General features: G+C 68.4%; 11 protein-coding genes. 8 read left to right on the forward strand and 3 right to left on the reverse strand.

The annotated features are described in order from the left end of the window. Positions 1-61 precede the first annotated feature (61 nt). Positions 62-1,000 (reverse strand): hypothetical protein, encoded by a 939-nt coding sequence (locus ACPW96_RS22845; RefSeq protein WP_425885997.1) that lies wholly within the window; start codon positions 998-1,000, stop codon positions 62-64. Positions 1,001-1,626: 626 nt separating this feature from the next. Further along, positions 1,627-2,412: a hypothetical protein gene (locus ACPW96_RS22850; protein WP_425885999.1), complete on the reverse strand. Its 786-nt coding sequence runs from the start codon at positions 2,410-2,412 to the stop codon at positions 1,627-1,629. A gap of 155 nt (positions 2,413-2,567) precedes the next feature. Between ACPW96_RS22850 and ACPW96_RS22855 the strand changes: the two genes are divergently transcribed. The 7 genes from ACPW96_RS22855 to ACPW96_RS22885 all read left to right on the forward strand — a co-directional run bounded on the left by ACPW96_RS22855 (position 2,568) and on the right by ACPW96_RS22885 (position 9,923). After that, positions 2,568-3,032: a hypothetical protein gene (locus ACPW96_RS22855; protein ID WP_425886001.1), complete on the forward strand. Its 465-nt coding sequence runs from the start codon at positions 2,568-2,570 to the stop codon at positions 3,030-3,032. 648 nt (positions 3,033-3,680) lie between these two features. Continuing rightward, positions 3,681-4,304, forward strand: a complete 624-nt coding sequence (locus ACPW96_RS22860; RefSeq protein ID WP_425886003.1) for a hypothetical protein — start codon at positions 3,681-3,683, stop codon at positions 4,302-4,304. A 773-nt stretch (positions 4,305-5,077) separates the two neighbouring features. Further along, on the forward strand, positions 5,078-5,572 hold the full coding sequence (locus ACPW96_RS22865; protein WP_425819980.1) for a bifunctional nuclease family protein: 495 nt from the start codon (positions 5,078-5,080) through the stop codon (positions 5,570-5,572). Positions 5,573-5,719: 147 nt separating this feature from the next. Continuing rightward, on the forward strand, positions 5,720-6,454 hold the full coding sequence (locus ACPW96_RS22870; RefSeq protein WP_425886004.1) for a hypothetical protein: 735 nt from the start codon (positions 5,720-5,722) through the stop codon (positions 6,452-6,454). A gap of 200 nt (positions 6,455-6,654) precedes the next feature. Continuing rightward, positions 6,655-7,488 (forward strand): alpha/beta fold hydrolase, encoded by an 834-nt coding sequence (locus tag ACPW96_RS22875; RefSeq protein WP_425886005.1) that lies wholly within the window; start codon positions 6,655-6,657, stop codon positions 7,486-7,488. A gap of 39 nt (positions 7,489-7,527) precedes the next feature. Further along, positions 7,528-9,051, forward strand: a complete 1,524-nt coding sequence (locus ACPW96_RS22880) for an ATP-dependent DNA ligase (RefSeq protein WP_425886007.1) — start codon at positions 7,528-7,530, stop codon at positions 9,049-9,051. Continuing rightward, positions 9,048-9,923, forward strand: a complete 876-nt coding sequence (locus ACPW96_RS22885) for an LLM class flavin-dependent oxidoreductase (protein WP_425886009.1) — start codon at positions 9,048-9,050, stop codon at positions 9,921-9,923. Before ACPW96_RS22880 ends, ACPW96_RS22885 begins: the two co-directional genes overlap by 4 nt. Here ACPW96_RS22885 and ACPW96_RS22890 read toward each other — a convergent pair. Further along, positions 9,920-10,903 carry an AraC family transcriptional regulator gene (locus tag ACPW96_RS22890; RefSeq protein WP_425886011.1) on the reverse strand — a complete coding sequence of 328 codons (984 nt, stop codon included), beginning with the start codon at positions 10,901-10,903 and terminating at the stop codon, positions 9,920-9,922. The genes ACPW96_RS22885 and ACPW96_RS22890 overlap by 4 nt on opposite strands. Positions 10,904-11,037: 134 nt before the next feature. Between ACPW96_RS22890 and ACPW96_RS22895 the strand changes: the two genes are divergently transcribed. Beyond that, positions 11,038-11,841 carry an SDR family oxidoreductase gene (locus tag ACPW96_RS22895; protein ID WP_425886012.1) on the forward strand — a complete coding sequence of 268 codons (804 nt, stop codon included), beginning with the start codon at positions 11,038-11,040 and terminating at the stop codon, positions 11,839-11,841. The last annotated feature ends 139 nt before the right edge of the window (positions 11,842-11,980 follow it).

Raw genomic sequence — 11,980 nt, forward strand, 5'->3', positions numbered from 1 at the left:
CAACTGGTGTGATCACGTTGCAACGATCACTGGAAACCACCGCGTCGTTACTGTCCAGTTTTCAAGCGTCGTCGACAGTTCCCAAGTCGGTCATTCCGTTTGACGAGGTCCACCGGGACGCGTGGCGCGTGTCGTTCATGGTCACCCCGGCGATCTGATTGAGGTCGTTGATCGCCCCCGCCGCACTGTATGCCCCGCTTCGGGGTGAGCTCAGACTCTGCTTTCCGCCAGAGGCCGTCCACCGGATCGGGACCGCCCAGTCCGGGCCCAACTCCCATCCCACTACCTGGCCACGTGTATTGATGTCTTCGGGCAAGAACCCCAGAGGCCGCATTCCCGCCGACGGGGTCCACACGAACCCGTCCTCGTTGCGGTTCGGTGGTGACGCGCCGATGACGTGACCCAACGCGTTGATGGCGTGTCCCTCGCTGGATGGCCCGCCCAGCGTGCCAAGGTCCTGCATGCCACCGGACGGCGTCCACCGGAACGCGTGAATCGTGCCGTCCGCTCTTTGTGCAGAGCCGGTGACCTGTCCCAGATCGTTGATGCCGGTGGCTCTGCTGTACGTACCACCGAGAGTGCCCAGGTCGCGGATGCCGCCGGTCGGCGTCCACAGGAACGCATGAACATGCTCGTCGGCGAGTTGCGAGGCGCCAACGATCTGCCCGCGGTTGTTGATCGCCGTCGCCGACGTTGTTTCCCCGCCGAGGTTCCCCAGATCCTCCATGCCGCCAGACGGTGTCCACCGGAACGCACGTCGCGGCCCATTATCGGGCTCGAGGAAGTAGGTCCGTCCGATGACGTGACCCAGCTCGTTGATCGCAGTCGCAACGCTGGCGTCGCCGTCCAGGGTTCCGAGATCCTGCATCCCGCCGGACGGCGTCCATCGAAAGGCGTGACGGGACCCATCCGAGGTGTCGGAGGTGCCGGCGACCTGGCCCCGGATGTTGATGTACTCCCCGGAGCTGTTGCGGCCGCCCAGCGTCCCCAGATCTCGCATGCCTGTTCCCTGCGCGGACACGGCCGACACCGATGTTGCGCTAGCCGCAGCCGGAGTAAACGCCGTGAAAGCCATCCCGACCGCTACGGCGAGTGCCCAAATCCTCGGATTGTGCATTACACACTTCTGATCGATGAATCGTTTTCTGGTATCGGGTGTGCGTGAATTGTCCTACCCGCCGGAACCCTCCGCAAGGAGAAGCGATAGGCGAATCAAATCGACCCGCGAAGCACGCGACCCCTGCTTCGGCATTCGGCGATTATCGGATTTCCTTCCCCAGCCCCCCGGAGCATCAGTGCCCGAGCGCATCGCTCGCCGAACCCGTGGAACAACGTCATCACGCCATGAAGATCCCGACCAGGCCCGCGCCTTATTGGTTTCCCAAGCACGACGACCCCAGCCACCCCGCCCGGTGCCCTGCAGAGGATTCGGCCCGCGGGCAGTCACCGCCGTGCCCGCCGAGCGCCGGTGCCCGACGCACCATAGGCGGATTCTGGCGGTCGAGTACCTGGAGCAGCTCACCGCAGAACTCGAGAGCTGGCCACCCATATGACAACAACACCGCCCGGAAGCCGGTCCTCAACCGCACGCAAGGCGGGTCCTCGCCGACACGGCGCCGAGCAGGACTAGGTCTCGTCGTCCGCCGCGCGCCAAGCGCGGACTATCTCCGCACCGATTCTGACATCGTGTTCGCGCGAGTTCGCCGCGAGCAAGAGTGGTTCAGAGCCGTCCGCGAGTGAGAGTTGCAGGGTGTGCTCTACGTCGCGGTTCAGCAGCATTGTGAGCAGGAGGCTGGGCCACCACTTGAGCTGCACCGCGTTGATAGACACCATCTCGCGGCGGCGGTATCGGCGGGTTATGAAGTAGCCGCGGGCGATCAAATGCGTCGGGGTAAGCTCGACGCCGTGCAACGCGGCGCGAAGCACTAACCAAATCAAGGCGCCGGCGAACAGCGTGATTCCTATCGCGAGCGGGAGCCCGAGCCAAAGGTTCGCCGGAATCTCGGGATCCCAGCCGAGCGCGACGGGGATGGGGAATGGTGCCATCGCCGCGAGTAGTCCGCAGACAGGCGCTGCAACCACCGTCCACACGCGGAATCGCTTTCCCAGCGGCCACACCAGGGCGGTCGACGACTTGGCGCCGTCGCGTGTTGCGAGTGCGGATCGCGGAGGCACGAGGAGCACGGCCGCGGTGCCGGCCCACAATGTCAGCACTACCGCAGCGATCGGAATGTCGATCCCGAACGGATACTCGACGTCCTCGACGCCCCAGACAAGAATCGAGCGAACAATCAACACACCGCCCGCGACCATGCCCACGAGCATGATCAGCGGAGACAAGCGAAACAGCCACCAGTCGAGCGATGCGGGGATCGGGCCATCGCCACGTCGCGATCGCACCCGCTTGGTCACCACACGAGCATAAGTTGACCCAGCGATCATCTCGGACGCCCAGTGAGGGTCCTCTGCGGTGCAGTCCCGGCGAGGGCGGTAGCCCTGGGCGCTTTCGGCGAGCGCGCATCCGCCGTATCGTGGCTACCAGGGCTCAGGTCCGTTCGGAGGCAACGATGCTCAAGCCGAAATCTGTACTGCGTCGCATGGCGGCTGTTGCAGCGCTCAGTGGAATCCTGATGGCAGGAGCGATTGTCGGCGCCCCTTCGGCATCGGCGCAGGTGCCTGAATGTGTGACTGGGGGCTTCACCGCCGACCCGGCACCGGGTTCAAAGGTGAAGTCAGGGAAGATCATTGTCTACACCGTCACCGTGGGGGTCATCGGCGGCGAGGCCGCCGGGTGCCTTCGGGACATCGTCACGTCGCCCTTGTTGGAGTTTGTGTCGATGGAGCCCGAGGGGACTTTCTTCCCTCCGATGGCTTCGATCCTATGGACCGGGCCTTTCCAGCTCGGAACCGTACTGCAGGGCAGTCTGACGATGCAGGTGCGATGTGATGCGCCCGACGGCGCCGTCATCGAGGCCTTCAGTGGGTCCACGATTCAGCACGTCGTTAAGGCGAAGAAACACTGCACCTCGTAACCGGCATGGCCCGGCAGCACGGCGCCATCTCACCAGGCTGGGGTTCGCTCCCTCGGAGGCCGTGAACGGGGCGCGTGCGGGGTCCCATCGGCGACGTGGGTGGCCATGGGGAAGGCGCACGACACCCCAGCGACGTCACTTCGACCGATGGAGTCGAGGCCAGCGACGACCACCTCCGCCGGTGGCCGTGCGAGCGTTGGATGAAGCAGCCGCCCACCGAGCCGCGTCACTCTCTCACCCATGGCTGCGAGCGGAGGCCTCGACGTAGCCGACGGCATCGCGCTGTCTGAGGCCGGCCTTCCGCAACCCGGCGGCACACACCGCGCCCCGTACTTCGCTGAAGGCTCCGGCGATGCCTTGACCGTCACCCGTGCGCGTTCCCCAGCAATTCCGAGCCTTTCTACGGAGGGTCAACCTTCGCCCGCGACTCGGTCCCTCCGCGTGCGCTCGAAGTGCTCCTGTCCCGGAACATTCAAGTGGCGCCTGACGACGGGTAGTTCCACAGGCGACACGTATCCGCTTGATGGCGCCGCACCGTGGCGGGATCATTTGGTGACAGGCGTTCGATGTGGGCGCAGCGGGGAACTAAGGAGCGCCCGACGAGCGTGGGGGGAATGCCGAACATGAGCCCTAAGGGAGGTGGACATTGTGGACATTGGGGAGACGATCGCCACAGCACTTGTGGCGGTCCTTGTCGCAGCTGCTGTTGGCTGGGTGTTGCCTTCTGTCCGGTGGGCGAGATGGCTGAAACGTGATCTGGACATCTACAGCGGCCTGCCTGACGGGAGCGAGAAGGAGGTATGGCGCGTCAGGGTCGAAAAGCAGGCTCGTCGCTTGCGGACCTATGAGCGAGATGTTCCTCGCACTCAGCGGGTCCTAGGGCTTGCGTGCGTCGTTGTCGCTGCGATTGTCACCGTCGCCGTCGTCTCGACGCTCGTGCAGACGGCGTTCGAGTGGTTCGTCTGGAAGGCGTACGAGGGCACCCCGTTCGAAGGAGAGCCGTGGTCCGTACCGGAGGGCCTATGGGGGGTGGCGCTGATCGCCCTGATTTTCGCGCCGCTCGCTGCGGACGCCCTTCGTGGTGCGAAGCCCGGCGCCTCGATATTCGAGCCCCTTTTCGTCCTCTTCAAATTGCAGCCCAAGCGAAGCCCCGAGTCATCGACCGTGGCGCCTCCGGACCATTCGCTCACCGACCCGGAAGAGATCGTCGCCTACTTCCGTACCCAGCTCGAGCAAAACGGATATGTCGTGGAGAAGCGCGAAGAGCCTTAGCGAGCCGATACGTTCTCCGCTCATCCTGACGCCTTGCGAGCACGGGGCTCTGGTGCGGCGGGTCTCTTGGCAGTAACGTGCGCAATTTCGCACCCGCCGGTGCCGACGGGGAGTGTCTTCCCGCAAACCGGTCCTTCAACGACTAGAGCATTTCGTCGTCAGGCGCGTCGGGTAGCTCGATAGCCTTTTTCAGCGATGCCCACCGCGCCTGGCGAGAAGCAGGGGCCGCAAGTGCGCACAGCAGGGTCCCTCAGCGGGCGGCCGTCGTCCTCCGGCGCAACCCGTGACAGGTAGACACCTTCTGAGTCACCAATGCCCGATTAGCCCGGTCGATGAGTTGCCCGATGAACGCGCCGTACACGGGCGAGCCGGGTGGTGCGAGCGCGGCGTCATCACCACGAAGTCATCCGCAGCATCCGTCACCGACCCTTATCGACCCAGGACGGTCGGACCGCGCAACCGCTTGGTTCTCTGTCGCACGCGCGAGCTTGCCAGTTCTGGGCGTACAGGCCCGAGGCGACTACCTTGTTAGGCACCATCGGATCCGCGTCGCTCCGGCTGAAGCGAGGTTCGAGGCGAGTGGCACGCAGAGGGCACGAGCGACGAGACGTACCGCAGGATCCGCGGGCTTCCGGGCTCGACAGCTCAACGGGCAAGAACTGGGACTTCCGAGCTGACGCGAGCCCCTTGCGAGGCGGCGAACCGGGGCGTAACGTGCCCGGTTCGGGCGCACCATGCACGCGTCCGCGGCACAACTTCCGGCAGGAGTCGCCATGATCCAGGTACGCGTCGTAGGCATCGCGCTCGATTCGGCCCAGCAGCGCATCGTGCTTCTCAAACCGGTGCTCGACGAACCAGGAGAGGGCCGGGTGCTGCCTATCTGGGTGGGGGACCAGGAGGCGACGTCCATCCTCATCGCCGTCGAGGGGGGCACGCCTCCCCGTCCGCTCACCCACGACCTGATGAAGACCCTGCTCGACGCGGTGGGCGCTCGAGTCGAACGCGTCGAGGTCACGCGCCTCGAGGAAGGCATCTTCTACGCCGAGATCTCATTGCGGACAGCATCGGGAATGCTCGTCCTTGACGCGCGGCCGTCCGACTCGGTGGCGCTCGCCGTGCGGGTCCACGCACCGATCTGGCTGGCCGACGACGTGCTCGACGCGGCGGGCATCCCCGCCTCGATCGTGGACCTCGGCGGCGAGGAAGCCGAGCTCGATCAATTCAAGGAGTTCCTGGAGAACGTCGATCCGGAGGACTTCCAGGGTTGACCTCCGCGAAGCCGGGTCTACCGCTTCGCGGATCACGCGATTGGAATGACGAGTCCATCGGGGAAAAGTCCCTAAACTGAGCGCGTCGTCGCTCCCCCCGTGACCTCACGGTGATCCGGGGCGCCGGGTACCGGACGGGATTCCGACATGAGTGATGGCCAGAGCAACCGGGGAACCCCTCCGATCACCAAGCCGTCGGTCGCCGTCGCCGGGGGAGCGCCCGCGCCAAGCGCCGGCGTCAGCAGAACGGCGCTGATCTGGATCGGCATCGCGGTCGTGCTGCTCTCGTTCGTCGCCGCGTTCCTCGGTTCGTGGCTGGCCCGGTCGACGGAGGCCGCTGCGGAGCCGACTCCGGAGCCGACCGCCGAGCCGAGCGCCTCGAGCAGCTTCGACCCGGCCGACTACACGGAGGCGATCGAGAGTATCCTTCCCGCTGGAGCCGCCGTGCGCGCGGGGACCGGGGTGCCCGCCGAGGGCAAGGGCTACGAGGGCGAGCTCTATATCGACCTGGCCACCTCGGACGTGTACGTCTTCCGGGACGGGGCCTGGGTGCAGGTCGGAAACATCGAAGAGTCGGCCGCCGCGAACCTGACCGGAGCTCCCGGCGCCGCGGGCGAAACCGGCGCCACGGGCGAAACCGGCGCGACGGGCGCCACGGGCGCGACGGGAGCGACGGGTGAAGCGGGAGCGCCCGGCGCCCCCGGCACCCAGATCGCCCTCGGCGTGGCGGAGCCGAACGACGACACGTGCACCGCGGACGGGGACATCTTCATCAACACCGCCGTGCCGGAGCTCTACGTGTGCGAGGCCGGCGCGTGGGCACTATTCGGACCCGCGGTCGACAACACGCTCCCGAGTCCCGACGAGGGCTCGGGAGGCTGACCCGCCGGCAAGACACGCGCATCGGCCCGGACCTCGCCGCCGGGTCGCTGCGCGCTGCCGGTTGCCGCCGCGCAAGCGAGGGCGTTGCCGCGTGCCGGGTGCCGCCGCGCAAGCGAGGGCGTTGTCGCGTGCCGGGTGGTGCGGCCGCGCCAGAACTGGAAACCTGGGACGCGACAGTGATCGCGCCCACGGGAGGTTCCATGACCGACGACACCGCCTCGCACGGCCCGACCCGGACCGGCTATGCGCCGGTAAACGGTCTCGAGCTGTACTACGAGGTCCACGGCTCCGGCGGCACGCCGCTCGTGCTCCTGCACGGCGGCCTCTTCGACATCGATCAGCAGTTCGCCGCACTGCTCCCCTCGTTGTCGAAGAACCGGCAGGTCATCGCCCTGGACTTCCAGGGTCACGGCCGCACGAACGACATCGACCGGCCACTGTCGGCGGCGGGCCTGGCTTCCGACGTCCTCGGCCTGCTCGATCACCTCGGCATCGACCGTGTCGACGTCTTCGGCAACAGCGTCGGCGGCGCGGTCGCCCTGTACCTGGCCATCAAGGCGCCGGAGCGGGTCCGGAAGCTGATCGTCGCGTCGACGACCTTCGATGACAGCGGCATGCGCGGGGGGAACGCGGAAGTGGTCGGCGCCATGACGGTCGACATGATCGCGGGTACGCCGATGGAGCAGGCGTATCTCGCGAAGTCGCCGCACCCCGATCACGCACACCTGCAGGCGCTTCTCGACAAGCTCGGCGCCACCTACGAGTCGGGCTTCGAAGGGTGGTCGGAGGACGACATCCGCAGCTTCTCCGCTCCGACGCTGATCACCGTCGGGGACTGCGATATGGTGTCGCTCGATCATGCCGTTCGGTTCCTTCGACTGCGAGGTGGCGACGTGAACGGCGACTTCGACGGTGTCCCGGCGTCGCAGCTGGCCGTGTTTCCCGGGACGACCCACTTCTTCGGGCTCGCGCGGACCAACCTCGTCTCGGACGTGGTCCGGACGTTCCTCGATACGCCGGTCGCGGGGGCGTGACACAGGGGACGTGTCCCATGTGGATGCGAGACTGACGCCATGCTGCTTCAGGATCTGGCCGATACCTCCGACGCCGTCGCGGCAACGCGGTCGCGGCTCGCCAAGGTCGAGGCGCTGGCCGACCTGCTCAAGCGCATGGAGCCCGACGAGATCGCGCCCGCGCTCGGGCTGCTGCTCGGCAAGCCCAGGCAGGGCCGGATCGGAGTAGGGTGGCGGGGCCTCGCCGCCGCGACGGGGGATCCGGCCGCCGAGGCGACGCTGACCATCGCCGAGGTCGATGAGACCCTCGGCACCCTGGCCGCGGCATCCGGTCAGGGCTCGAATCAGGCGCGGGCGTCGGCGCTGCGCGCGCTTCTCGCACGCGCGACCGACCGGGAGCAGTCGTTCCTGGGCGGAGCGCTTTTGGGCGAGGTGCGCACCGGCGCCCTCGAGGGCGTGGTGACGGATGCGGTGGCCAAGGCATCCCATCGTCCCCTCGAGCTGGTGCGCCGCGCCGCCATGCTGTCGGGTGACCTCGGCGAGACCGCGCGCACGGCGCTGACCGGCACCGAGCAGGATCTTGCCGACACCGGTCTGGTCGTGGGGCGCGCGATCCTCCCGATGCTCGCCAGCACGGCGCCCACGGCCGCCGAAGCGGTCGACGCGCTCGGCACGGCGTCCGTCGAGTACAAGCTCGACGGGGCGCGCATCCAAGTTCATCGCTCGGGAGACGACGTGCGCATCTTCACGCGCAACCTCGCGGACATCACGCATCGGCTGCCGGAGATCGTCGAGGTGGCCAAGCGGATGCCGGTGCACGATGTCGTGCTCGACGGCGAGACGCTCGCCCTCGACGAGAACGATTCACCGCGCGCGTTCCAGGACACGATGTCGCGCTTCGGTGCCGACGTCGCCCGTCTCATCGCGCTGCGACCGTGGTTCTTCGACGTGCTGCACGTCGACGGCAGAGATCTCATCGACGAGCCGCTGTCGGTGCGCCTGGCGGAACTGGAGCGCGTGGCGCCCGACCACCGCATCCCGGGGCAGGTCACGGCCGATCCCGAGCAGGCGGAGCGGATCAGCCAGGAGGCGATAGCCGCCGGTCACGAGGGCGTGGTCGTCAAGGGGATCGACTCGACCTATGCGGCCGGCCGACGGGGCGCCAGCTGGATCAAGGTCAAACCCGTGCACACCTTCGACCTCGTGGTGCTGGCCGTGGAGAAGGGATCCGGCCGCCGTTCCGGCATGCTGTCCAACATCCATCTCGGCGCGCTCGATCCGGTCGGCGAGTTCGGGGAGCCGGGGGAGTTCGTCATGGTCGGCAAGACCTTCAAGGGGATGACGGATGCCACGCTCGCCTGGCAGACGGAGTACTTCCCCACCATCGCGACCGGAGGCGACGACTACACCGTGCACGTCAGGCCCGTCACTGTGGTCGAGATCGCGATCGACGGCGTGCAGCGCTCGCCGCGGTACCCCGGGGGGATCGCGCTGCGATTCGCGCGGGTCAAGACCTACCGCGACGACAAGCGGCCCGAGGATGCCGACACCATCCAGACACTGCGAGGGATGCTGCACGCATGAGCACCGACGGTGATGCGCGGCACGGCGTCGTGTCGGTCGGGGTCGCCGGCGCGCTCGGCCCCGAGGCGATCGCACGCATCGCGGCCGCGGTCGAACAGGCGGGGTTTCACGCGCTGTGGGTCAACGACACCCCGCACGGCGACTCGATCGCGGCGCTGACCGCCGCGGCAGCCGCCACCGAGCGGTTGACCCTCGCGACCGGCGTGATCCCACTCGACCGCCGCCCACCCGGCGAGGTCGCCGAGGCGATCAGAGCCGCCGGGTTGCCCGAGAGCCGGGTGTCGATCGGAATCGGCTCTGGCGGAACGTCGAGAGGCGCGCTCGCTCTCGTGCGGGAGGGCATCGAGCTGCTGCACGGCATAACCCGCGCCCGGGTGCTGATCGGTGCGCTCGGTCCGAAGATGCGCGAGCTGGCGGCGCGCGAGGCCGACGGCGTGCTGCTGAACTGGGTGTCACCGGCCGTCGCCGCGGAGCAGGCCGGGCAGCATCGCGACTCCGCCGGCGCCCGTCCCGGCCGTGTGGTTGTTTATGCACGCACGGTGGTGGATGACGCGGCGCGCGGTCGCCTGCGGTCCGAGGTGGCCGGCTACGCCTCGGCGCCCAAGTATGCCGCCAACTTCGCACGCCTCGGGCTGGACCCGTTCGAGACCGTGCTGCCGCAGCCGGGCGATGACGACATCCGCCCCGGCATCGTCGCGTACACGTCCGGCGTCGACGAACTTGTGCTGCGGGCGATCACGCCCGACGACGACGTGCAAGGATATCTGGACTTCGTGCGGCGCGCGGCCGACGCGCTCGGGCGGCCGACGCCACTCGAGCGGCCCGCGCCGTTCGAGCGGCCCGCGCCACGAGATCCGCCCGAGCAGCGCTAGGCGCCGGCGGCCGGCTGGCGGGCGTTGCCCACGCGCATCGCACGGCGCGCTTCGCCGGGTGTCGTGCCGTGCCGGCGCTTGAACGCCCGGCTGAACGCCGCCTCCGACGAGTACCCCACCCTGCCCGCGACTTGGCCGATGGGCGCATCGGTGCGTGTCAGCTCCGCATGTGCCTGCTGCAGCCGCCAGCCCGCGAGGTAGCGCATCGGCGGCTCGCCGATGAGTGAGGTGAACCGGTCGACGAACGTCGATCGCGACATCCGCGCCTCCCGAGCGAGAGCGACGAGCGTCCACTCCCGCGCGGGGTCGGCGTGCATGCGGCTCAGAGCGCGCCCGACATGGGGATCCGACAGCGCGGCCAGCCAGCCCGTCGCCGGTGCGTCCGCTCCGCTCAGCCAGCGGCGCAGCAATTGCACCACAAGCACGTCGGCGAGTCGCGCGAGAACCGTGTCGCCGCCCAGCTGGTCGGTAGCGGCCTCGCGTGCCATGAGGCGGAGGACGCTGCGGAACGAACCGAACTCCTCGTCGTCGGCACCGTCGACGACGATCACCGTGGGCAGCTCGGCCGCCAGCCTCTGGGTCAGGGCGTCATCCGCGCATAAGGCGGCGTACGCGATCTGAGTCCGAGGGCCTTCGCCGCCGATGCGCATGCGCTCGAAGCGCTCGCCGACCTGCTCGAACGGAAGGTCGAAGAGCGGCTCGGCGCGCACCCCTTCTGCGCTCGCCAGCACGTGCGGCGTTCCACGGGGGATGAGCGCCGCACTTCCTGCCTCCAGCATGTGACGCTGCCCCGCGACCTCCAGGACACACCGACCCGAGAGGACGACCGGCACGCTCATGTGCGATTCGAGCTGCGGAAAGTCCACCCCCCACGGCGCGCCGGCGTCGGCGCGGCAGTAGAGCACGCCGGTCAGCCGCAGCATGTGCAGCGCGTCCGCGAGGGGGACGGCGCTGTCGGGAACACCACGCGGATTCGCCATTCGTCCAGACTGGCATGCCGAACTGCCGATCCGCCGGTGACCCGGACGATGGGCACAGGAATCTGGCCTTGCCGCCATTGCCCGACCGAGATGGAGGCGCGAGCGTGGACGTCACATCAACGAAAGGAACGGACATGTCACGTCCCACAGCAGTGATCGGATCGACCGGAAAGACCGGTCGCCGAATCGTCCCACGCCTGCTCGAGGCGGGAGTCGAGGTGCGGCCTCTCGGGCGCAGCACCGAGCCGTCGTTCGACTGGGAGCAGCCGGACGCCTGGCCCGCCGCGCTCGCCGGGGTCGGCCGGCTGTACGCCGCCTTCGTGCCCGACCTCGCCGGGCCGGGGGCGCAGGAGGCGATCGCGCGGCTGCTCGAGGTGGCAGCCGACGCCGGCGTCGAGCGCATCGTGCTGCTGTCCGGCCGCGGTGAAGCGGGCGCCCAGCGGTGCGAGCGGCTCGTCCTCGAATCGGGCATCCCGGCCGTCGTCGTGCGTGCGAGCTGGTTCGCACAGAACTTCACCGAGGGGATGCTGCGGCCGGTCGACGGTGTGATCGCGCTTCCCGCCGGCACGAGGCGTGAGCCGTTCATCGACGTCGACGACATCGCCGATGTCGCCGTCGCGGCGCTCCTTGAGGATGGTCATGAGGGACGCGTCTACGAGGTGACCGGGCCCGAGCTGCTCAGCTTCTCGGATGCCGCCGACCTCTTGGCCGCGAGCACCGGCGAGGAGGTGCACTACGTCGCCCTCGAGTTGGACGACTTCCACGCGATGCTCGAAGCAGAGCTGGACGCTGCCGCCGCGGACCTGCTCACCGAACTGTGCCGAGAGGTGTTCGATGGGCGCAATGAGTCGGTGACCACGGGAGTACGCGAGGCACTGGGCCGGGATCCGAGACCGCTCCGCGAGGTGTTCGCGCAAGCGGTTCCGGCATCCCGCTGAACGGCGTCCCGCGGAACAGCAACGGGTCGGGGGGGGGGGGGGGGGGGGGGGGGGCGGCCCCCCCGCGGCGGAGATTACGGGGCTGTCCGCTGGATCAGCGGTCGGACTCGGACGCGCCGGCGGCGTCCGTCGGAACGAC

The organism is Micromonospora sp. DT81.3, assembly GCF_049847225.1.
Taxonomy (GTDB): domain Bacteria; phylum Actinomycetota; class Actinomycetes; order Actinomycetales; family Microbacteriaceae; genus Microbacterium.